Source organism: Yersinia mollaretii ATCC 43969, assembly GCF_013282725.1.
Lineage (GTDB): Bacteria > Pseudomonadota > Gammaproteobacteria > Enterobacterales > Enterobacteriaceae > Yersinia > Yersinia mollaretii.
The window spans coordinates 582,790-607,041 of record NZ_CP054043.1; the positions used below are offsets into that span (position 1 = coordinate 582,790).

The window sequence follows — 24,252 nt, forward strand, 5'->3', positions numbered from 1 at the left end:
ATATCTACAAAATCGATACTACCGCGACTCAATGGAATGATAATTCTGCTGTTCACCACCTGGAGCGGCTCTTCACTGGCCGGTTGTGATATTCAGCTCACACAATCAGAGCTCAATTTTGCCAACTTTACACCACAAAAAACGGATCGCATCCAAAATGGCTATCGTAAAATTAATGAATCACAGCAACTGACACTGACCGTTAATTGCGATCCGTCGGAAGCTGCACAACAAATAGCCCTCAACTTTACCGGTATATCTGCAGGTGATCAGCTATACAGCCTCACCAGTTCGGAAGGAACTGTCGGGGTCTATCAATTAACTTTGCATAGTGTCACGCTCGATGGGAAAAGTGTGGCGCTGCAAGCGACGGATGAAACCGGCAGCCACCATGCCGCAGCATTTTCCAATAATAAAAAATTGCAGCCCGTGGTCAATGGCGTCGCAATCAAAGGCCATCAGTTAACCGGACAAGTCACGGCGCAGATCTGGGCGGATGATAAGCGAACGCTGCCCCGTAGCAGTGAAACCTGGTCAGGCAACGGAAACTTTAGCTGGCATTAAGCCCTAGATAGCAATGAACTCAGCACCCTAAAGAGATATTTCATGTTCAGAGTCATATTTACTAATGCCCTATTGATGGCCTCAGCATTTTCAATTGCCCTACCAGGGATGGCAGCAGATAGCGCGCCGTTAACGCTCAAAGTCAATTATCAGCCTGCGGCTTGCAGCGTTAATTTGTCGAGTCAGCACACCGACTTTGGGGATATTTCACCCCAAAGCCTGACCAACAATGCGACAGGGACTCCGCTGAACACGCCGAACCCCGTGGAGATCAACGTCACTTGCAGTGGCGAAGTTGCGCTGGCCGTGATGTTCATCGACCATCGAAAAAGCAGCACCGTAGAAGGGCTAGATTACAATGGGCCACAAGGCAAACTGGGTAATTTGAGCAAACAGCACGTTTTTGGTTTGGGTTATGACAGCCAAGGTTCAACTATTGGTGGATGGGTTCCTTATCTAAGCCAGGTTAGGATCAACGGCGAGCCAACTCCATTTGCATTGGTGAGTCAGGACGGTCTGCCAGATGCAATAAGCAGCCAGTCCAGTGGAAAAATAATGCCCGACCATGGGTTCACTCCGGTCAATCATTTGGCACATGCACAAAAATTTACGCAGCTACATGCCAATATGCACACAGTGACCACACTTAGCCCATTGTCCAAACTCTCTTTGCGCGACGAAGTAAAGATTGATGGCAATATCACAGTACAAATAACCTACTTATAAAACCGACTTATCCAACCTGCCGGAACAGCGATGTGATACTCAGTTTAAAGTGAATTTGTTAGCAAAGATTTATTTTTCCTGAGGATTGAATTCAAATTTTAACCAAGCGTAATAGCCACTTGGATGTACTTTAAGGATCTCGCACAAACGACGTACCGGGTAACGATCTAACATCCGATAAATGAACTCATACCTTACCCGGATGTTTGGGCAAAGTATGCGGCGGCCTTTTTTAGAATATCTCGCTCATCAGTCACGCGTTTAAGTTCCTGACGTAGCCATTTTATTTCAGATTCCATAGCATCATCATGGTTACGTTGATAAGGGGATTTTTGATGACGCTTCAACCACACGTATAGGCTATTGGCGGAGACACCCAACTGAGCAGCAACACCCGATACCGGATGACCCTGCTCGGTAATGCGTTTAACGGCTTCGTATTTAAATTCGTCACTAAATTCTTTAATTGGCATACATCCTCCTTATTTCATACTAATTATAAGAAGCTATACCCTGTATTTATCTGCTACAGATCAATATTTCACGAAAATGTAACTACCAAAGGAAAAGTAAATTACATAATAGAAACAAATAACCAACTCGATTATAGGCACTTATTTTATAAAGATAATATCGATGTCAATGGAATTTTCCTACACAACTACCACTAAAAACCCACACAAAACAAGGAGTTCAGCTACATAAAAAGTACAGTATCTGATGTAATATTCGCTGTGCTGAGTTATGGAACACCAAGATACGTAGCAGCACCTTCTAAAATGGCGTGATTAACAATTAACCTGATAATCTACGACCTATTAGAGGTTAATGTATTAAATAACATACTATAATTATAAAAACTTTATCGACGCTTACTCTCAGATTTACCTTGGCAATTCAGCCAATAAATCGTAAATCTGTGTAAGACCCGCTTCGTATCTATTTTACGTCTTATCCTGAGGTTTAAATGTATAAAGTACTCGTCGTAGACGATCATCCCTTCATTCGCGAAACCGTTAAAATGGTTCTGGAGCAGGATAATTTTCGCGTGATAGCGGAAGCTGATTGTGGCTTGACTGCCATGAAACTTGCCCGTCAGCACCATCCAGACCTTATCGTGTTAGACATAGCAATTCCCAAAATGGATGGTTTAGAAGTTATCAGCCGCCTCCACGACATCGGGCTATCACAGCGCATTCTGGTATTAACCTCTCAGTTATCTGATTACTATGCCGTTCGTTGCATGCGTCTGGGCGCTACCGGCTTTGTTTCCAAGACTGAAGGTCTGAATGAGTTAAGTAAAGCAGCCAACGCCATTATGTCCGGTTATACCTACTTCCCTAACCTGAGTATCAATGCCATAACTAGAAGTGATGTTGGCATACAAGAAAGTGATGCAATCAAGCTGCTGTCCAATCGGGAAATTTCAATTTTGCAATATCTTGCGATGGGGATGACCAATAAGGAAATCAGCGATCTCATGTTATTAAGCAATAAAACCATCAGCACATTTAAAACCCGGCTAATTGAAAAACTTAATGTGAAATCCGTGGTTCATCTGGCTGAACTGGCCAAACGTAATAATCTGATTTAACAGGGATTGCAATGATTCTACGCAAAGCTATTCTGTTGCTTTCGTTGCTTTTACTGACGGCAATATGTCATCACGCGACAGCCAGCTCGGAGCCCTTGCATTTGCAAGGGCGTTCGCATGTTGACGGCTATAAGCTTGATCTCACAGAAAATGATTGGCGCTTTCTACGGGAGCACAAAGTTCTGCGATTGGGTACCGCATTATCAGATTACCCACCGTTGGATATTCCATTAGATAATCATATTTATGAAGGCATTTCCGCTGATTATGCTGCGCTATTGGCGGATCTATTGCATGTCAAGATAGAGGTGCTGCAATTCCCCACACGGGCGCAAGCCGTGCAGGCGCTTAAAGAGGGGAAAATCGATCTGCTCAGCAGCTCCAGTACATTTGAAGCAAGTAAACATTCTCTCATCCTTTCATCGGCTTATGTTGAAAGTGAACCGGTATTGGTCACCCGGGTAGATGATAACCAGCACCCAGAACCAGAACCTAAAGCGGATTTGGCCGGGCAAGTGGTTGCCATGTTCTACGATGACCCGCTAATAGATATTGTTCGCAAAGTCTACCCAGAAGCAGACGTTCAATTGTTTCCCACTCCGCAAAGTGCGCTGGGTGCCGTTGCCTTCGGGCAAGCCGACGCCTATATGGGGGATATGATAGGTGCTGATTATATGGCTGATAATATCTACCTAAATAGTGTCAATTTGATCTATGTCACTCAGTTGGGGGAATATAATTTTGCCTTTGCTCTGGCACCGGAAAATACCCATCTACAAAACCTGATTAATATCGCGCTGAAAACGATCCCTCCTCATGAAAAAGACAATATTCTGCGTAATTGGGCAGCGGACGTCAGCATCATCGATAAGGAAAGATTAAATCTCAGCTCGGCAGAGCAACGCTGGATAAGCAAACATCCTCAGGTTAAGGTCACTGTATCGCCCAATCTGGCCCCACTGACCTTTTTCGACAGTGAAGGCAGCTTCCGGGGGATTACCGCCAATCTACTCACCGAAATCAGTGCCCGTACCGGGCTTAAATTTGATATTTCACAAGCGGAAAACTCGCTTGGCATGGTCGAGCAGATCAAAAAGGGTGATGCCGATATGAGCGGCGCAATACTCTCAAGCACCGCACAAAATAGCGAGTTAAGTTCGACGCGTCCCTATATCAACAGCCCCATAGTGCTCATCAGTTCAATCAATAATAAAGAGATAACAACACTGGCAGACATGGACGGTAAACGTCTGGCGATTGCTCGTAGCTATCCATGGATTGAATATATTCAGACTAATTATCCGAAAATCATTATCGTGAAAGTCGATAGCTTGAAAGCCGGCATGGATTCGGTGGTGAATGGCCAAAACGACGCAACCCTGAATCTGCTGCTGACCGGCAGTTATCTTATTTCTAACCAATACCGCAATAATTTGCAGGTTGTGGCCACCGTCGGCACTGGAATGGAGCAAATTGCTTTTGCCATGAGCCGCAGTGCAGTTGAACTGCAATCGATAATGAATAAAGCATTGCTTAGTATTACGCCGGAGGAAATGCACCGGCTAAATACACGTTGGCATACCAAAGTATTTGTTGATGACAGCTATTGGTTCAAGAATAGGACTTTTATTACCAATAGCTTTGCCATCACCGTTTTGCTGCTGGTATTTACCTTGGTCTGGGTGAGCTACTTATATCGCCGCCACCGTATCCAATTGCGGTCTAACACCTTATTGCAAGAGCAGGTCAGTTTCTGGCGTCATCTGATCGACACACTCCCTTATCCTATTTATCTGTTCAATAGTCAGGGGCAACTGCTCGCTACAAATCGGGCTTATCAGGCGCTGAGCACCTCTCTTGGCCAAGACGAACAAAATGAGTTCATTGGTGGTACAAATTTCGATGACAAATGCCGGCAGGTCATCGCTACCGGGCAAGGTGCCATGGCAGACCGCACCTTGACATTAGCAACCGATGAGCAAGCCACCTTCTGTCATTGGATGATGCCATTTTATGATGCGCAGGAGCAGATAATTGGTGTTATGGGTGGCTTGATTGATGTCAGCCAACGACAACAGCAATACCATGAATTAGCACTGGCCAAGTCGCTGGCTGATGAGGCTAACCGGGCTAAAACGACCTTCCTAGCGACCATGAGCCATGAGATCCGCACACCAATTAACGCCATTATCGGAATGTTAGAATTGGCGCTGAAAAAAGCGGAGCAAGGCTTGCTGGATCGCCTGGCGATCGAAGTGGCTTCAGGGGCGGCCAATAATTTACTCGGGCTGCTTGGCGATATTCTTGATATTGCGCGCATCGAATCCGGCCGTCTCTCTTTGCAACCCGAACGGGCTAATCTGCGCGTTCTGGTCGAATCGGTCGTGAGTTTATTTGAGCAACCCGCACGGCAAAAAGGCCTTCGCTTTGTGCTGGATATCGATTTTAACTTCAATACCAATAATGATGTACTGATTGACCCGGTACGCTTTAAGCAGGTGATGTCTAATCTCTTGAGCAACGCCATTAAGTTTACGACCGAAGGTGAAGTGCGCGTCAGCCTTAAATCGCTACCGCAAAAAAACGATCAGCGGCTGACAATTTGGTTGCAGGTTGAAGATTCCGGTATTGGCATCTCCGAACAAGATCAAGCGGAGCTATTTACTCCGTTCCATCAAGCACTTAATCACGGCCAATCGGCCCGTAACAGCACGGGACTTGGATTGAGTATCTGCAAAGTACTGTGTGAAATGATGGGAGGCAAACTGGAATTGCACAGCCAATTAGGCAAAGGGACTCAAGTTGAAGCCACTTTTGAGATGCAAATTCTGCAACCATTGAATTTACCGGAAGTTTTTGAAACTGTCGCGGCAGAGCCAAAAACGCTCAGTATTTTGATTGTGGATGATTATTTACCCAATCGCATGTTGATGTTGCAGCAATTAAACTATTTGGGCCATGAAGTTATGGATGCTGAAAATGGCGCAGTGGGATTGAAACTGTGGCGCAGTGAACATTTTGACGTGGTCATCACCGATTGCAACATGCCGGTAATGGATGGCTACCAGTTAGCCAAAGGAATTCGTCAGGCTGAGAGTGAGCAAGGGCTAAAACCTTGTTTGATATTTGGTTTTACCGCCAATGTACAGCCGGAAGAACGCGCAAATTGTCTGGCCGCAGGTATGGATGACTGCCTGTTCAAACCGATCAGTCTGAAGGAGCTTAATACCCGCTTAACCGGCATCGAGCCTGAGGAAACTGTAACCCCAACCACGTCTGAACATGACGATATTGATATCAGCGAGTTATTGCAATCAGCCAAAGGTAATAATGCTGCGGTACAAAAATTGTTGGGGTATTTGGCGAGCAGTACAACCAGCGATCTGGTGCTGATTGCTGCGCTTCTGGAGAACAAAGACCGACAAGGACTGGCGCAGCTTGCCCACAAAATCAAAGGCGGCGGGCGCATGATCCATGCGCAGTTCCTGATAATTGCCTGCGAACAACTGGAAACGGCGTGTACCCAGCCTGATATAGACCCGATATTAGCCGCAGGTCAGCGGTTACAACAAGCCATGAAGAAATTGACGGAGATACTCGCTTCCCACCATTAAACTTATTTCATTCAGGCCCTGCTTTAAGGGCCTGAATCTATTTAGATCAACTGACAGGTTTATATATTGAATTCGTTAGTCGGCGGGGAGTCATTCAGCAATTGTGGCTAAGATTAATAAATTTATTATCAAAAATAATAAACTGTTCATTCTCTTTTTTTATGCGCACATCACTAAATACCTCTCCCGGTCGGAGATAAACCGAAGTTCCCTGCTCATCACTGGCACCGCAGCCGGGTTTAATCAGGTATTTAAAGAAGGTGTTGCCACTATTGGTAATCGTGCCCTGTTCCCAATCCAACCGGTAATCAAAGTGAATCTCGCGCGGCCTGACCACCAAAATGGTATCGAGAATAATGATCGGCTCCAGATCAACATCTTGCCTTTTTTTTTCCAAATCAACAGTAGGGACTTCACGAAATGATACGCGATAGTAGCGCTCTCGCTGATCTTTCGGCCCATGATAGAAAAACTTGTAATATTCAGACTGCCCCGCGGGTATTATCCGTTGTTTCGGTGAGAACAATATTTCCCCCCCTGCTGGGCGGCTGGTCACTTCATTACCGCCAGGCCGATCCAGTGCTGATATACTGACCTGATAAATGCGCGTTGTCGGGTTATTGTTATAAACTCGCTTAGCAATAAAGTCCTGATCCTGATTCATCGTAAAAGTCAGCGGCCCCACAGAAATAGCCTGAGCAAAAACAGGGCATAGCAGCGCCAGAAATATCCACGATTGCAACTTGATACTCATTCGAATGTTACCTATTTAATAGCGGTCATTCCAAGTGGCTTGCACGTGAATTTCCCCGGAAGCACTGACGGCACCGAGCCAGCTTTGCCCATCAAAGGTTTTCTGCGAAATAGGATCATCCATGGGGATAATAAAACTGACGTTGGCACTATTCTGAATGCCTATTACAGCTGGATCCTCCAGAGTACGCATACGGCTCCAGCTAATATCCGTAATATCAAACCATTGATGATTACAACCTGCAGCAAAAGTGCGGGTTGTGCCACGATCACTACTTATGCTTAGCTGTGCAGGGAAAGGAACCTGAATACGACTATCAGCAGAAGAAAATCGACAATAGTCAATTCCATTAACTTTTTGGTGTGGGCCGCTCACCATGATTTTCACGCTATCGGCCTGTGTCATACCACTGGTAGTCACATTATATTCAAAGATCAATGGCGGGTTACCCACACCCACAGTACCCTGTCGGTGTGGACTGGCACTGCCATCTGTTGAACTGATCCCCAGTTCAAAATCTCGCGGTTTAATCATTAACTCATTCGAGGTGGGAATATCATATTGGCTGAGACGACCTGAAGTGGGATTCGCGAGACGAAAACTGACTAAATTTTTAGCCCGTAAATTTCCTTGCTTCAACATTTGTTTAAAAAATCGGCTGGAGAAAAAAACATAAATTCCTTTACTGTCTTTCATTGCACTAAAAGTAAAATTTTCTCCACTACCAGAAGCATTCTTCCAGTTATTTCCATCCAGACTAAATTTTACATCATTGGTACCAGTAGCTGAGACTAATAACGGATTATTAATTACTGGGTATATATAAAGTGATGAATAGTTAATATCGCTTGTGGCTTGCAAATCGTAACTCAGCATTTTGCACACAATACCCGGTTGGCCGCCTATCGAATGGTTTTTACAATCAGCACTCCCCTCCCCGACTACTGGAATACCATCAGTATTGATTAAAATCTGAGAAACGAAATCAATATCGAGTAAACGTAAATGTGCTATTTTTTTATGGGATACATTGCGCTTATTCCAACTGGCCTGAGCCCTATCTTTGCAGCGTTCTCCACTATTAGCATCATAAAACTCTGATGTAGAACACAGGTTAATTTCCATTCGTAATACATCACCGATCGGTAATTGAGCCAAATAGTAATAAAAACTATCTGACATTATTCCTTGAGCCCCCTTACTGCCTCCAGAAGAGAGCCTTACACCATAAAATCCTTTGTCATCTATTAACTGAGGCACAGTGCTACAAGCCGTACCGTTACCACAACGAAAACCGTCAAGTGGGCGCTGAATCTGACTATTTTCCAACCACATATCCAAAGCGAAATTGGCAGGGAAATCGGCCATATTACCGTTATCAATATAACCCAAATCCAGCCTATTATTACCACGCGCATTTGATGATTTCACCCCAGCCATATGAGATGATACCGTGCCTACGGGAGTAACAAAGTAATTATTATCTACGCTACTTTCAATCAAGATATATTGCGTCTGTTCTGCAGGCGGTAATTGTGTCACTGTCGCAGCAAAGGCCGATGGGCAATTAGACAGTAAAGCAAATAGGATAAGGGGAGTGGTTTTATTAACTAACATGACGTGGTACCTCGATAGCTTGTTTTACGCCATGGGTTTTCAATCCCTTGCATACGATATCACCAACCCATGCAGCACCTTGAGCTGAAGCAATATCCAGTTCAGCTGAGCAACTACGATTATTATCATCTTTATATTTTATTGTCGGGAATTGTGTATCCACATCCATCACAAATTCTCCATTCTTGTCGGTTGTAGTATGGCTGATATTATTGGTGATAATGCTGCTACTTAATATGCTACCATCTTCAGCTTTAATCACACCGGAGACCGTGATCATCTGTTTTATTTGTGGCTCAATAACAGCCACATTACCCGGATAGAGAATCAACTTATTTTTGCTTTTGCTGACAATATCAAAATTCACCGCAGAATCTTTATGGTTAATAATCTGCACGTCGTACTGTGCATAAGGTGGCAATGCAATATAATTTTTCGCTCCTGAAAGATCTATATTACGGTTATTTACTTTTGCTGTCAGTAACCCATCTTTCCCGAGATCAGTTTTGATAATCACACCCGCATTGCCATCTGCACGGCCACTAGAGGCAATATTTTTACCTTGCCAGCCAATACTGCCCCTCCCATTGATAGTGGTATTAACTCCTCCATCGCTCCGACTATTGGCAGCAGCATTGCCGGAAATAAATTTGCTTTCATAATTACTTGCCACCCCACCATTGAGCGCACGCCCACCATCATTGTTATCATTAACTATCTGAGATACATTGCCACTAACGTTGCGAACAATACCGAAATCAACATTTTGGCGAGCGGCGAGATTAAGGGTAGCACCACCATTTTGGTGGGAAAGTCCGGCACTAAACCAATGCCCCATTGGCATAGTAAAGTCTAATGCGATAAATTTATCGGAATTGCTTCCTTCACCTGAAGCACTATTATTTTGTTGTAAACCAAGTCGTAGCCCTAGGTTACCGTAACGATTAGCCATTAGATTGTGGCTATAATTGAAATTGAAAAATCGGCTATTATTATATCTGTCATTATTATAGCTGACTGACAGACTATCCATATTAGATATTAATGGCTTGAAATTAATGTTCACTCCAACACTGTAATTATCTCTGGGTGTTTGCCGTAGCGTATTACCAATATAACTTTTCTGTTGACTCAACCACACTGAGTTTAATACGTCGGATAAGTTAGTATTGATCGTGTTAGCCACCCCCCAAGAGTTGTCCGCTGACAGCATATTCTGGTGATTGATATTAATTGATTCACTGATTGGCCAAGCCAGGTTGGTTTCTACGACAGGATTTTTATCAAATGAATAGCCAGAAACCCCTAAACTCACCGTATTAAAATTACCGGTCGCCGATGCGCCCAATACCGCGGTTTGCTGTGCGCTAAAATGGTGGGTTTCGTCACGCCGCCAGTCATCCAGATGAAGCACTCCCCCCCACAGTTGCCACAGTGATGCGCCACCATTAGCCATTCCCGGGGTCAGAAGTTTATTGACAGACTGGGTTCTTCTTTCGATCACTTCTCCATTAACCACTACTTCCATATCAACGTTATAAATACCATTAGGCAAAGCCGAGGTGTTAATCTCGTGATTGCCCATATCAAAGCTTTGTACTGTCAGTAAACGCCCACTCCGGAGCAACCGCACTTCTCCAGCGGAAGGTAAAAAAGCAATAATGGGGGTAAGTGACTGGGTATTATCGAATAAGGTCGAATTGGCGCGGCTACCGTAAGAAAAACCGTAAATCTGGCTATAATTGAGGCCAGTAACCGGTGCTAGGGATTGCAGATTCCAACTATCAAGCATACCTGCTGCAAAACGACGTCCGTTAACATCCTTTACATACATCGCTTTGTATAACTTAGCTTGCCGGTTGTCGTCATCCATCAGTCCATAGACTGCACCATTGATATCCAAGTGGTGCTCACGGTAACCAGTAATGCTGTTGAGGGACAAATAGCTAAGGCTATTGCTACCTAAGCCATTGGTTATGCTGCCACTGTAACCTAATGTGCTGCTTATAGTCTCAACGGTAGAACGACCAATATCCTTACTTCGCTGTGTTGTAACCACACCCAGAGCACTTTGTTTCACTGTAAGTTGTAGCACTAATTGTTTTAATTGTAGGGTTAACTGGACGTCCTCTGAAAGAATGATAGTTTTATGATCAGTAAAAACCTGATCGCTAATTTTCTCCAGCAATGCCAAGGTTTCAACTGATAATTTGGCTCCCTTTTCAGGTTGCTCAAAATATATCTGCTTGACCTTTAATTTATCATTATCCAATTGAAGCAATGCGGTACCAATAGGTTGATCGGCACTTTGCCCTATATTCTTTTCAAAATGTAATAACAGAGGTACATTCATCCCCTCGCTTAAGGCATGTGCAAAGGCTTGTGGAATAACCACACCATCAATACTTACCATACCTTGCTTAGCCGAAGATGCAGCATTAAATGTCACGAAAAAAAGAGAAGCGACAACGATGGCAGTATATTTCTGGTAAAATTTAAATGTCACATACCCACCATAAGTTATAGCCAATAATGGTCACCAACACTACTTTGTGGCTACTTAGCTGCTGTCATTACTTGGTTGTGCCAAATAGTCACATAACTTTTATCATTGTTGACATCCACAAATTTGAAACTTTGGCTATTGCCTGGTAGCACAAAATAGGTTTCTTTACAGGGTTCAGTTTTACTTTTATCCAGACAAGTCCCGTATGCATCAACTTGATATGATGCATTTCCATTATTAGTTATTTTTCCGTTAGCAAATTGATGAGAAAATTTCTCTTTACGTGGTGACACAATAAGAAGGGTACCTAGAGTAATAGATGTAGTTAACGTGGCACTTTTATCAGCAGAATAGGAGTTATCATTTTTTAATGAGTCTTCAGTCCAAATCAATCGATAATAACGTTCAATATCATCTTGTGGGCCGTTATATATAAAAGAAACTATTTTTTCCGTCCCGGCTGGTAACACTAAATTGGCTGGAGTAAAAAGTATTTCATTTTTACTTTCCATATCAATGGGTAACCCAGAAGGTAATGGACTGGAGATTCGTTCAACAGCGACATGAACAAATCTACCTTCATCACTTTTATTTTTAATTTCTTTAGTGACTTTATTTATATTAGTGGGAATAAATACATTGATTTCACCAACATCAAGAGCATAAGCCCCACAAGAATGAATAAGAGTCAAACCAGATAATACTGTTGATAACCTCATTACAACCACCTGAAATATAATGATGAAATGAAAATAACTTTACTGACAGGCTAATTTAAATTATCGCCCAATTGCGCCTTAACATTTAAAATCAGAGATTAAAATTTGATAATTAAATATTAATTCTATAAAAGTCCAGCATTCGGGTGATTAGCATTTTCTAACCAACCGAATACTGAACAATAGGAAACCGGAAAAATTACCGATTTAATTTACGTTATTTTATGCTGGAACAGTCCAGGTAGCGGTGAACTGAACACCAATATTACCGCTCCACGTTGTATTTGGTAAAGCATTAGGGTTTGCAATTACATTCGTGCCATCAGCTGAAAAACTTGCAACGCTGAATACAAACTTATCGCCCGCAGCGGTAACACCATTATTCAGCGCAGTAGAAGCCAGACCAGCAAATGCACCCGATGTTGTACCATTGCTAAAGATCGTAGTTTGCGAAGCTGTTGTCAGAGGGGTAGAATTATACGCAACCCCAATTTCCAGGTAAGAGCTATTCAAAGTGCTTGCCAGACGAGTCTGCCCAGTGATTGTATTTGCAGTCAGAGTAAATGCTGTAGCTGAAGCATCACCGCCCAATACAACTTCAAAAGGTGCATCAGCGGTGCTGAAGGTTGACGTTGGTGTCGTACCCACATTCTCTGTTGTAAAAGTAATCACTGGAAGGCTACCAGTAGGGTTTACTGCCAATGATGCAGAGCTTACTTTATTAGCGGTAACGTGCCAGCTTGAGGTATCTGTTTGAGTTAATGTAGCAGCATGTGCCACGTTAGTTGCTGCGAAGATCGACATAACAACCATTGCTGCAACTGCATTTTTTTTCATTGATAATTTTTTCATTTGTTAATTATTCCTATGTAGGTACACGAGGTAAAATAAAATTTTAAAGCTACAGAGAATTTTACTCAATCATCAGAATTTTTATTCTGAATGAAAGCAATAATATACAAAGAGCAACTGGATTAAAGCATAGGGTGAAATTAATATATGTAGTTAAACTCACCGTTATTCGTGGGAATTTTCATTATGTAAATTTATTGTTAAGTAGATCATAAAACCAATTAACAAATAACACCACTGCGCATTCTAATTAAGACCTTAAAATACTGATGGATTGCTAGACACTATTTACCTTCATAATATTATTAATCACAAAGTGCAGAGTGGGTAATAACCTACAGCACCAACACCCGCTAAAAGCCATTTAAAACAATAAGATAATTTAATATCAGTCTATTCAATAAAAATTGAATAAATATTATCACAAAAAAACAGGCCGTTATATTCACACTTAAAATCCACAAATAACGTAGGAATATTCACTATAATAACGAGAAAATAGTGTATTTGATTTTTGCTATTGTTGTTTCCTGCGGATTTTAATAGTCTGTGTTGGCGGTGAGTAGCCGACAAACATTGTAGTAATTTGAAATTTTATTTTAAAACCAGGAGTAGCAAAATGCGTACATTAGATATCCAAGAAGTAGAAATGGTTTCCGGTGGTGTTAACTTTGAATCACTGTTTGGCAACCTTGGCTTGGGAGTTGGCGTGATTACTTCAGGCCTGTTAGAAGCTTTCAATCTGCCGACATTGAACCTGACTAATACTTTGACCAACGTGGGTATCACCTTGGGTCAGGGTTTGAATTTGGGTATCAACGGCACCCTAGCCAAATCTTAATAAAATATTAAAAGTACGGCACAACCTGTTATGGGTTGTGCTGTTTTTTATTTATAGATACTGAGAAAATAACGTGTTATTTAGAAAAGAGGTTCTGGCCGCAAAAAACGCCCGCGATATTGGGCCGGTAGTAGTGATCAGCCCGATTCCTTTGCAATTAGTTGCCATAACAGCATTTATCGTATTCATTACCATCATTTCGTTCGCCTATTTCGCCAGCTATACCAAGAAATCCACGTTGCCCGGTTTTATTTTTCCTAAAGATGGCATTGTCAAAGTCTATGCCCCACAACCTTCTCGCGTCATTAAGCTGTTAACCACCGAAGGGGCACAAGTTAACAAAGGCGACCTGCTGTATATTCTTAACCGGGAAAGTAGCTCCCAGTTAGGCCAAACAGATATTTTGGTGCGTACTGAGTTGGAAAATCAACACAGCCGGATGACGGATAACCATATTAATCTGACAAACCAATTGTTGACGGTAGAAAATAACCTTAAAAATCAGATTGAAGAATCAGATAAAACCAAATTTATTGTCAATAAAAAAATCATTATACAAAAAAAGAAAATTGCATTATTGACGGAAAAACAAGCTCGCTTTAAAGAAATGCATAAATCGGGTTATGTCTCAAATCAGGAGCTGGATGATATCCAATTGATGGTGCTTTCTGAGCAGACGAATCTGGACACGCTCTATTTAGAACAAAAAGTGCTGGATAAACAGCGACTGGATGCCATTTCCTATAAAAATGAACAAACCGCATCCTATAAAGACCGGATTAACCAACTGGAAAATACTATTTCGGATGTCAAAAATCAGTTGGTTAGAAATGAATCTAACGAAAATAGCTATATTTACGCCCCGATATCCGGTACCGCAACCAGTATCTTATCCCAACCAGGCCAGTATGCTGATGCCAGCAAACCGCTGTTAGTGGTCATCCCAGAACATGAGCCCTTAGTGGCATTTTTATATGCCACCAGCAAAAGCGTGGGGTTTATCAAACAAAATGACAGTGTGCGCATCAGGTATAAATCATTCCCTTACGAGAAGTTTGGCCAATATACCGGCACCGTGACCCATATTTCGAAAACCGCGATGTCACTCAGTGATGCTGTCGATTTCAACATCCCGGCCAGTAGTGCTTCAGAAGGTTTATATAAAGTCACCGTCTCTCTGGACCAACAATATGTTAATACCTATGGCAATAAAACCCCGCTGGTATCCGGTATGGAAATTGACGCCGATGTGTATCTGGAAACCAGAAAACTATATGAATGGGTGCTAGACCCTCTTTACAGTATTACAGGTAAAATTTAATGAACCCCTCTTCACTGTTGAATTTTAAGTTTTCTCACAAGTTGCCGGTAATACTGCAAAATGAACATTCTGAATGTGCACTGGCCTGCCTGGCAATGGTGGCCAATTATCATCGTCATGTGATCGATCTTAATAGTTTGCGCCAGCGCTATCCAGCATCTCTCAAAGGAATGACATTAGCCAGTCTGCTCAATATTGCAAAAAAGCTGAATTTCTCTTCCCGTCCGGTTCGTCTGGAACTGGAAGAGTTAGGTGAATTGAAAACACCCTGTATTCTACATTGGGAAATGAATCATTTTGTCGTGCTTAAGTCGGTTAAAAACAACACCATAACCATCCATGATCCCGCCGTGGGTGAACGAGTATTAAGCTTTAAGGACGTGAATAATAAATTTACCGGCGTCGCCGTTGAATTATGGCCAGATAATAATTTCACCGTCAAAGATGAAAGTCGGAAAGTGACCTTTGGTTTATTGCTGGGTAAGTTGAACGGCTTCTTTTCGTTTTCCAGCAAAATAATCGTGGTGGCAATGTGCATTGAAGTGCTGGTGTTGTTATCACCGTTCTATTTGCAATGGACTATAGACAATGTCATTGTTTCTGGGGATAGGAATTTATTACTGACGCTGGCGCTCGGCTTTGCCATGCTGGCAATATTGCAATCAGCGCTCACCGCTGCCCGCTCCTATGCGTTGATCTACATGAACACCTCAATCAGTATCCAATGGCTAAATAATATTTTTGCCCATTTGATTAATTTGCCGGTGCAATATTTTGAAAGCCGCCATGTTGGTGATGTGGTTTCCCGCTTTGATTCGGTCAACGAGATACAAAGAACACTCACGTCCTCTTTGATGACGGCAGTGATTGATGGCGTGATGACGCTGGTTATCATTGTTGTCATGTATGTGTACAGTCCGCTGTTGGCACTGGTTTCCGTCGCCACCATGCTTATTTATTGCTTAACCCGAATTTTATTATTCCGCACCTTAAAACACGCGACAGAAGAGCAGATTGTCTTTCAGGCCAAACAGAAAAGCCACCTGCTGGAAAGTATCCGAGGTGCCAAAACCATCAAGCTATTTCAGCACCAGGAAATACGGCGCAGGAACTGGTTGACTTTATTGGTTGAACAAATCAATGCCGGTTTAAAAGTACAAAAGATCCAACTCTCATATCAAACCGCTAATGGCCTTTTTTTCAGCGTCGAAAATATCATTATTATTTATCTTGGTGCATCGGCAGTATTGGGTGGTGTATTTTCGGTCGGTGCATTAATGGCTTTTATGTCATATAAAGCCACCTTTGGTTCACGTATTACCAAACTGATTGACTGCTATTTTGAATTGAAAATCATGAGAGTCCAAATGGATCGCTTGTCAGACATTGTTTTGGCTCAACCGGAAGAGAAAATAGATGAACTACAGCAGGAAAACCAGCAACCGCTGACCTCTATTTCATTAAGAAATGTGGATTACCGTTACGCCGAGGGCGAGCCATGGGTATTGCAACAGCTTAACCTGGATATTACCGCTGGAGAATCCATTGCCATCGTCGGAGCATCCGGCTGCGGTAAAACCACATTGTTTAATATTTTATTAGGTATTTTACCTATCAATTCCGGTGAAATTACCATCAATAATCAACCTGCCAACAATCAGGCATTAATTCAAATGCGTAAACGTAGTGGTGTCGTTACCCAGAATGACCATCTATTTACCGGCTCGATTTTGGATAATATCTCATTCTTTGCGACAGAGTGTGACCGCCTTCATGCAATGAATTGCGCCAATGTCGCGGCAGTGCATCAGGATATTATAAAAATGCCGATGCAATACGAAACTCTGGTCGGCGATATGGGTTCCGCGCTATCTGGCGGGCAACAACAAAGGATCTTGCTGGCAAGAGCGTTATACCGCCGCCCGGAAATCCTGTTTATGGATGAAGCCACTAGCAGTTTGGATGTCCATATTGAACGGCAGGTCAGCGCAGCAGTTAAGAGTTTGAATATTACCAAAATATTTATCGCACATCGCCCGGAAACCATCTATAGCGCCAGCAGGGTCATTGTGATTAAAGAAGGAAAGATATTTATGGATTTACGTACCGATAGCCTGAGTCCAGAGCAATATCAAAGTCTATTAAGAGATTATTTTGTCGGAAATACCGCCGTAGTCTAAACCACGGTTAGGGCTGGCAATAGTTATTCGTGATTCGAGGTCACTACCATAATAAAAAAACCCACCGCGAAGGTGGGTTTAGAGTGGATCCAATGACTTTTATTTGACGGTATAATCAACGGCCAGATTAAAGCCCTGAACACCGTCAGCCGAATTGGTAATAACCTTACCTTCAGCATTTTTAGGTACGGTAAAGTTGCCATCAGAGATATTGGTTTTGAAGCCAGTATCCGCTGGTGCAGCAATACCATCGGTCGCGCTGCTACCCAGCAAGCGCCATTCATAGCTCACTCTATTGGTCATATCTTCGGCACTTGGGTTAGCCACGCCATTACTGTTGTCATTCCACAATTTAAACACATACGTTTCGCCAACATTCAGCTTGGTATCCCCACCAATTAAGTTAGTGGTAAACGCGGTATCCGAGCTGGCATAGATAGCAGGAACCATACCGCCCGCCAATGTCACTGGCCCTGGAGGAACGACAGTGCCGCCATCAATATTGTCGGTTACATCGTTAATCGTGATAGTTTGCCCGGTAATAGGGTCACCCGTGAGAGAAAGCTCCTGAATAACCATTTTAAAAGTGACGGTATCATAAGCGGCCCCAGGAATAACCATGGTACTAGAGCCTTCAGAGGTCGCAGTAGCGGCCACATTGGTCACCGACGTCACCTCCGTTTCAACGCCGGCTTTGACGTAATACCATCTCACCGTGGTGGTGGAATTATCTTCATCACCATCGTTATCGGTATATCGATAAGTCGCAGTGATTTTATCACCAGTAGACAGATTGTTGGCAGTATGATTACTGCTCAGTTGTACTGTATGTGGCTTGCTAGTTTGAGGTGAACTTAATACGGGGGCTGACCCCTGAATTGACCCCGTCGGTTGCGTCATTAATGCGTGGGCACCGTTAAGGGTACAGCCTGCCAGCAGCAGGGCCAATGCGATTTTCTTCAAGGCAAATCTCTGTTTCATCATTCATAGCTTCCATTGTAGGTAATAAGTCCGTGTTTCTTTAATTTAAGAACCCAAGGTAAGTTTTATTAAAATTCTTATATAATTTCAGATGGTTAATGAAATCCAACTTTCAATTTAAACCCCTGATCTCCTGCAGTTTGCCCTGAACTTGAGGCGTGGTTCACTGCAACGGTGTAATGATCGGTCGTTGCCCCGGCGATTTCATGATCAACCAGTGTTATGCCGCTTGACCCGCCGGTAGCTGAGCTATTGGTGCCATCGAGGTACCATTGGATACTCTGCAAGCTCGAAGTCACCTCTTCATCACCCTCACTCCATTTGCCGTTGCCTTGCCTGTCTGACCAAGCAATAAAACGGTAGGTTTCTCCCACTTTGAGCGGAGTGCCAGTTGCCGCGTAGTCTGTCGCGCCAGTACCTGCGGTTGGGTTATCCTTTGCCAGGAAAATACCGCCGGTAAGGTTTTCTATGCTGGAAATAGTTGAATTAAAAACGAAAGTCTGGCTATTACTCACCCCATAAACCCCCATATCGCTACTAATAGTAAAGTTACCCGCTAGCGTACTAACCAATTCAAGAATGTGATAATTCACCCCATCACGTACTTCAGTGCGATCATCCTTAATGCGCAAACAGGGCTCAACCTTCCCGGCAGCATTGAGCGGACACTGGTTGGCATTCACCAGTTCAATGGGGGTGCGGGCGAGACTCTTCACCAGCCACAGGGGTTTGGTGTCATGATCATTAATCGCCAACCCATTGTGATCCTCCAGATAACTGACCAGACGGATAACATCAGAGTCATGTCCGCTGGCAGTCACAGCATTGCTCCCCTCAACCTGCAAACGCCCCTGCCGACGTTGTCCAACTTGGATTTCAATCGTATTGGTGGTAACTCGATGGTTTTTCTGGTCTTCCAGACTGAGGGCTAATTGATAGCGGTTGCTGGCACCAGCAACCGAACTCCAAGCGGGCAAGGTGATTTGCCAGCCCTGTGGATTATGGCTTCCGGCGGTCGCCAATAGTTGTAGGGGCAACAGATCACCTAGCCAGATCAAGTCTATAATCGGATATTTGGATTTAACCAATGGCCGCAAAATATAGCTCTCTCCTTCCATCAAGCTATCGGGAACGGCGGCAAGATCGGCAAATAAAACCTGTTTTTCTTTATATTCCAGAACGATGTCATTATTGCGATCGACCAGATCGTATCTACTGCCTTTTAGGCTACGCAGTTGGTTCACATTGTCCGGGTCGAGTTGAGCGCTGAGTGGGCTACCAAATTGATAGCGAAATGCCACATCAATTTGGGTATCTTTTTTACCTTGCTGCCCATATTTATGTTTCGCGCCCAGAGTAACCAGAGGTACCGGGGTGTAATCAATGCCGAGTGTCAGCGCTCGTGGATCTTTTTGCCGATGACTTTTGCCAAATAACGCGACTTCATCGCCAAAATAGTGTTCATAAACAGCAGACACGCCTAATTGTGGATAAGCAGGTAAATATCCCTGACTGCGCAGATCGTAGCCCTTGGCCGGGCGCTCTAAATAGTCATCAAAATCTGGGGAGTCTTTCCAATGGGATAATGGATGATAATAATTGGCGGAAAATTTCAGATAATCAGCACGGGCTTCAGCTCCAATACCGGCGCGATTATGGCCGCGACTAAAATCATGATCGATAAAAACGTTGTAACCCAATAATCCGTTCAGAGAGGGTAATTCAATTCGATGCCCCAGCCCGAAATTACCAATTTTACGATTATCCTGATGGTGAATATTTATTTGCGAAAATAGCAGATATTGTTCACTGTCATACCACGGCGTAAATAATGAGGCCGTGCTACGATTCAGATTACCTTTATTATCCATCGACAGATTGACTTGCGCCTGACCAAAACGGCCTAATAAATCCTGCGCCTGTTGTTGCAGCGGAGAAATAATTTTTTCTTTGGCCCACTGAGTCGTTTTTGATTGTGCTTTATCTCGATTTAACGTATTCCAATCCTGTCCCCCTAGATTTTTCCCCCAGTCGGCAAATTGTTGATCTGATATAGGTTTTGCCCCAGATGTTTCGGCCATTATTGCCATGTCTGGTAGCTTGGGCATATCATGACCCGGTTTATTTATGAGTGTACCGCCGATTTCATTTTCCATCGCCAATACGTGTATTGATGTCAATCCAATAAACGAGAAGCTGAACCCGATAATTAAGGTTGTGATTGTCGAAGATTTAATTCGAGTCAAAATACCACCTTGTATCATGACCCGGCCCCGTTAATTGTCTGACTAAACATCACGTCAGTAAACGCAGCCTTGTAACTTGCATCGAGATCACTTCCTATACTTGCCTGTACTGATACTTGCCCAGCTTTATCACTTTTTAACTGTATATCGGCCTGACCCAAAGTATTAGTGGTAATTATTTGTTTAGTTGAATCAAAAACAGCCGAGCCTGACAAAATAGTGAATGTTACTTCACGTTTCGACAACGGATTATTGTTAATATCAGTCACTGTTGCTCTGATGCTATTAATGCTCTTATTATCAGCAACGGCACCATTGACCAGTGCTTTGATAGTTATTTTCGCCAGTTTTTTATTGCCATCCGCTTTAAATTCCAGTTCTGTGGAATCCGTGGAACCGGAATATGGCACCCTGCCCTTGAGGGTAATCTCACCGGCTCGGGTACTGGTCAATTTCACAATAAGCTCCCCATTAGCATCGGTTTGCGGCGGCGCGACAAGCGTCACACCATTGCTTACTTCAAATTCGACCGGCTCATTGGCTAGAACATTTGCCTGACTGTCCGTTACCTTGACCTCAACCGTATTTTCAGCTTTGCCATTGGCAATGACATAGTTATGGGTGGTGTTAAACAGAATGGTTGCCGTACTTCGATCGGCGATAAAGGAAGCCCAAAGCTGGCGCTCTTGTTCGTTGAAACGCGCCGTAACACGCGTCTGGCCGGCTTTTAAATTGCTAAAACTGGCGGTAATAGAACCGTATTCATCCGTCATTAATGGTGAAGTGATCTGCCCGCCGCTAACATTGAATATTACCGATTGTCCCGCTATGGGTTCACCATTGTTAGGGTTGATCACTTTCGCCAGCAACTGATTAGTCTGTTTACCATCAGCAGGCATGCCATCCCGAATCATCAGTAATTCCTGCAGTTCCATGGCAGTCACTTTGACCCGATACTGATTTTGCAATCTCACGGTATTACTCTTTGGCAGGCCCGATGCTGATGACACATTGATGTCTGCACTGGCCACCAGCAATAACTCTTTTTCGCTAAAGGTTGTCGCCAAAGGCTGTGCTAATTGTTGTTCAGTCAACGGCATGCCACTGTCATCCAGCCATTGCAGGTGTGGATTTTTCAATACCAGCGCCGACATTTCATCGCCATCATCATCGTGATAGTTCAACCCATCCGTTTCTGGTGAGAGAGTGAACATATCAGGCGCTAATTGCTGGTTCAGTTTCTGCTCATTCAGTAAACGGGTTTGACCATCAGGTAATAGCACCGAAATCTCACCCGAAACACTGGGCGCATGACCATAAATTTTATCTGTCGTGCCAGTTATCTCCGCATGCACGACAGACATACCGAACAACAATAAACAAGCGACCAGCAGTGTGCTGATATAATACGGCCATAATGCTGTATAATATTTCTTAGCCATTCGCATAACAGCGCCAGATCCTCTGAATAAAAATGACAGTCCCCATTAGAGTATGGATATTTACTAATGAATACTGTCAGATAATTATTTATTGGATGTAGTAAAATTCGTTATCTTTGATATAAAAGCTCCATAATTCACAGAATAAATGCCAACATCTACAAGAAGATATTTAAAGCATCAAATCAAAAAACATTGAAACATGACATAAATATAGAATTAAACACCGGTGACTTTATCCGTTCGAGAATTAAACCATGATCTTTCACTTAGAAGGGGGTTCCTTTTAAGGGATTTACCAGAAAATTTTTCTGGCGATAAATGATCATGATTATCCAGTGTTATTTTTGCTAGTCTCAGTGTCTCGAACTCCCTGTAACGAATAGTGTGCTTACTGGAGCCAATGGCATGGCGCATCTTTTTTTTCCACTGCTCAATTTCACCATAAAAAATATTTTTATCATTGGGCTTAGTAATATTTAAAGCATTAAGGATATTCTTTACATGCTTACTTTTATCTACCATCTGCTTTATTGTTGGGTCGACAACTAATTGATAGCCATCAATATCAAATACGGCAACATAATGATCCATTGGCACATCATCATTGCCTTTTTTTTCCCAATAGAGTAACAATAGAAATGTCAGCTTGACATTCTCTTTTTTAAACAACTGATATATATAGGTACATGCTGAATAACATTGGTCTTTTGGGTTTTTTGAGGCTGCCACAATATTATTGTTATTATTAATCTTCCTTCTTATTGTCTCTATATCATTATAGACACGTGTATACTGATTCGTTTTTTTTCTCACAGTTTATATCCTCTGGTGAAGGCATGATTTTATTTATAATATGATTGTATTTTCAGGTGATGCTAAAAAAATCAATTTTTCAGTTTCTGTTCCGTTGCCTGTACCGAGCAGGCAGGATCTAAGACATCAGGACTAATGCAGAATTGCAGTGCCACATATTTGGCAATTAATGCGCTCAGGCTTTGTTCGGTCTGCTTTATCAACGCTGGGCTGATAGCCTCTCCCGCAACAATGTGTTGTTCCAACTTACCCAACATGGCTTCCGCCGGTAAGCCGCCATTGTGCAAATCTTGGCGTAATTGATAAACCGTCGTTTTCAACTCAGAAATCGTCATAAACTGATTGCGGTTTTTCTCTGACATCAGTAATCGTTGCTCAAGGCGATCAATGTCACTATTCAGTTTTAGCCAGCGATCCAGCGGCAATGCCCCCCCCGCTTTTTCCTGCATCCTGCGCTGCCAAAGTTCCGATGCCGAATTATCAGGGTAGATGCGATTTAATTGCCGAGCCATTTGCTCTCCCTGTATCCAGGGAAATTGGGGTGGCAATTCGGACAACCAGTTAAGCTGTTGTTTTATATCGTTAACAATAGATGACTGCTCTTTTTGCCACTGTGACGAAGTGGCGGCAGGCCAGGCTGTCGCGGTAAATGAGTGATATTGACGTAACGCATTGATTGGTGCCGTCAGTTGGTTCGTCAGGGACTGCGAATGGTAATAGTAGTAGCCCCCAGCGGTTGCAAGGGTCAGAAAAATTCCGATTAATATGCCCACCAGTGCCGATGGTATGTATTGCCACCACCATCCCGCCGGTGTTTTCAACCCCACACTCGGTAGCAACACCTCTGTCGTGTCAGGTGCCGTGCGCACCGAAGCTGTGAGGTTCTCACTTTGGGTTCGTGGCGTTTCCGGCAAACGCGGGGCCATCACCGAACCATGGTTCATACTGCGGCCCCGAACCTGTAAGAAATAGCGCAGATTGTTTAACGGATCCTGCGTCCGAGCCTGTAGAAGATGGGCCTGTTGGCACAACAATGCCATCGCTCCCTCCACTCGCTGTATCAACGGGATATACTCAATGCCTTCGGGCAGAATGTAGATTAGGCTGCCCACATGCGTATTAAACCATTCCAGTATCCCCTGCCGTTGATGTACCGCGTTGATTGGCGGCCAGCAACGAGCACCTGTTGGGCCTAACGCCTCGGCCAATAAGTCGATGGCTTGTGCCAGCCCCTGCCAGCCATGCTGTTTGGTATTTATCAGGCAAAACCACACGCCACTTTGCAAATCATAACCATATTGCTGAAATAGCTGATGGCAGCGATTCTCCAATGCTGGCCAATCCAGATTGACGTTATGGCTGCTATTAAGTTTGTTCAACTCGCTACTCAATAACAAAAAGTTTTTGCTGTATCGAGGGTCATGACAGTTCATTTTTAATGCTGCCAGATTAATAGTATTTTTCATTTCACACTCTCCA

17 protein-coding genes and 1 pseudogene are annotated in these 24,252 nt (G+C 43.3%); 7 read left to right on the forward strand and 11 right to left on the reverse strand.

Annotated features, from left to right (window positions below):
* The first annotated feature begins 36 nt into the window (after window positions 1–36).
* The gene (locus HRD69_RS02550; protein ID WP_004874147.1) at window positions 37–564 is read left to right on the forward strand and encodes a fimbrial protein; all 528 of its coding nucleotides are present in this window, start codon (window positions 37–39) and stop codon (window positions 562–564) included.
* Window positions 565–606: 42 nt separating this feature from the next.
* Window positions 607–1,290: a DUF1120 domain-containing protein gene (locus HRD69_RS02555; RefSeq protein WP_004874146.1), complete on the forward strand. Its 684-nt coding sequence runs from the start codon at window positions 607–609 to the stop codon at window positions 1,288–1,290.
* Window positions 1,291–1,386: 96 nt separating this feature from the next.
* Here the strand turns inward: HRD69_RS02555 and HRD69_RS02560 are convergent.
* Window positions 1,387–1,763 (reverse strand): annotated as a pseudogene (locus tag HRD69_RS02560) (transposase); the annotation flags it as partial.
* A 494-nt stretch (window positions 1,764–2,257) separates the two neighbouring features.
* Here HRD69_RS02560 and HRD69_RS02565 point away from each other — a divergent pair.
* Together HRD69_RS02565 and HRD69_RS02570 are read left to right on the forward strand one after the other, a co-directional pair.
* Window positions 2,258–2,884: a response regulator transcription factor gene (locus HRD69_RS02565; protein ID WP_032813432.1), complete on the forward strand. Its 627-nt coding sequence runs from the start codon at window positions 2,258–2,260 to the stop codon at window positions 2,882–2,884.
* An 11-nt stretch (window positions 2,885–2,895) separates the two neighbouring features.
* The gene (locus HRD69_RS02570; protein ID WP_032813430.1) at window positions 2,896–6,498 is read left to right on the forward strand and encodes an ATP-binding protein; all 3,603 of its coding nucleotides are present in this window, start codon (window positions 2,896–2,898) and stop codon (window positions 6,496–6,498) included.
* A gap of 94 nt (window positions 6,499–6,592) precedes the next feature.
* Here HRD69_RS02570 and HRD69_RS02575 read toward each other — a convergent pair whose 3' ends face one another.
* The 5 genes from HRD69_RS02575 to HRD69_RS02595 all read right to left on the reverse strand — a co-directional run bounded on the left by HRD69_RS02575 (window position 6,593) and on the right by HRD69_RS02595 (window position 12,946).
* Window positions 6,593–7,252 (reverse strand): fimbrial biogenesis chaperone, encoded by a 660-nt coding sequence (locus HRD69_RS02575; protein WP_004874142.1) that lies wholly within the window; start codon window positions 7,250–7,252, stop codon window positions 6,593–6,595.
* Between the two features lie 15 nt (window positions 7,253–7,267).
* Window positions 7,268–8,869: a hypothetical protein gene (locus HRD69_RS02580; protein WP_032813427.1), complete on the reverse strand. Its 1,602-nt coding sequence runs from the start codon at window positions 8,867–8,869 to the stop codon at window positions 7,268–7,270.
* Window positions 8,859–11,375 (reverse strand): TcfC E-set like domain-containing protein, encoded by a 2,517-nt coding sequence (locus HRD69_RS02585; protein ID WP_244262983.1) that lies wholly within the window; start codon window positions 11,373–11,375, stop codon window positions 8,859–8,861. The genes HRD69_RS02580 and HRD69_RS02585 overlap by 11 nt, the downstream gene beginning before the upstream one ends.
* Window positions 11,376–11,425: 50 nt before the next feature.
* Window positions 11,426–12,094 (reverse strand): EcpB family pilus assembly chaperone, encoded by a 669-nt coding sequence (locus tag HRD69_RS02590; protein WP_004874139.1) that lies wholly within the window; start codon window positions 12,092–12,094, stop codon window positions 11,426–11,428.
* 222 nt (window positions 12,095–12,316) lie between these two features.
* A complete protein-coding gene (locus tag HRD69_RS02595) occupies window positions 12,317–12,946 on the reverse strand; it encodes a common pilus major fimbrillin subunit EcpA (RefSeq protein WP_004874138.1) in 630 nt (209 codons plus the stop codon).
* A gap of 619 nt (window positions 12,947–13,565) precedes the next feature.
* Here HRD69_RS02595 and HRD69_RS02600 point away from each other — a divergent pair.
* The 3 genes from HRD69_RS02600 to HRD69_RS02610 all read left to right on the forward strand — a co-directional run bounded on the left by HRD69_RS02600 (window position 13,566) and on the right by HRD69_RS02610 (window position 17,288).
* Window positions 13,566–13,787, forward strand: coding sequence for a hypothetical protein (locus HRD69_RS02600; protein ID WP_004874137.1), 222 nt, complete (start codon window positions 13,566–13,568; stop codon window positions 13,785–13,787).
* A gap of 73 nt (window positions 13,788–13,860) precedes the next feature.
* Entirely contained in the window at window positions 13,861–15,108 is a 1,248-nt protein-coding gene (locus HRD69_RS02605; protein ID WP_032813426.1) for an HlyD family secretion protein, read from the forward strand.
* Window positions 15,108–17,288 carry a peptidase domain-containing ABC transporter gene (locus HRD69_RS02610; RefSeq protein WP_004874136.1) on the forward strand — a complete coding sequence of 727 codons (2,181 nt, stop codon included), beginning with the start codon at window positions 15,108–15,110 and terminating at the stop codon, window positions 17,286–17,288. Before HRD69_RS02605 ends, HRD69_RS02610 begins: the two co-directional genes overlap by 1 nt.
* A 99-nt stretch (window positions 17,289–17,387) precedes the next feature.
* Here the strand turns inward: HRD69_RS02610 and HRD69_RS02615 are convergent, their stop codons facing one another.
* From HRD69_RS02615 to HRD69_RS02635, 5 genes are all read right to left on the reverse strand, one after another.
* Window positions 17,388–18,272, reverse strand: coding sequence for a SinI family autotransporter-associated protein (locus HRD69_RS02615; RefSeq protein ID WP_004874135.1), 885 nt, complete (start codon window positions 18,270–18,272; stop codon window positions 17,388–17,390).
* A 92-nt stretch (window positions 18,273–18,364) separates the two neighbouring features.
* Window positions 18,365–20,377 (reverse strand): inverse autotransporter beta domain-containing protein, encoded by a 2,013-nt coding sequence (locus tag HRD69_RS02620; RefSeq protein WP_161597829.1) that lies wholly within the window; start codon window positions 20,375–20,377, stop codon window positions 18,365–18,367.
* Window positions 20,378–20,529: 152 nt separating this feature from the next.
* The gene (locus tag HRD69_RS02625; protein ID WP_004874133.1) at window positions 20,530–21,957 is read right to left on the reverse strand and encodes an Ig-like domain-containing protein; all 1,428 of its coding nucleotides are present in this window, start codon (window positions 21,955–21,957) and stop codon (window positions 20,530–20,532) included.
* A 219-nt stretch (window positions 21,958–22,176) separates the two neighbouring features.
* Window positions 22,177–22,773 (reverse strand): hypothetical protein, encoded by a 597-nt coding sequence (locus tag HRD69_RS02630; RefSeq protein WP_032813421.1) that lies wholly within the window; start codon window positions 22,771–22,773, stop codon window positions 22,177–22,179.
* 71 nt (window positions 22,774–22,844) lie between these two features.
* Window positions 22,845–24,239: a VasL domain-containing protein gene (locus HRD69_RS02635; protein ID WP_004874131.1), complete on the reverse strand. Its 1,395-nt coding sequence runs from the start codon at window positions 24,237–24,239 to the stop codon at window positions 22,845–22,847.
* Window positions 24,240–24,252: the final 13 nt, after the last annotated feature.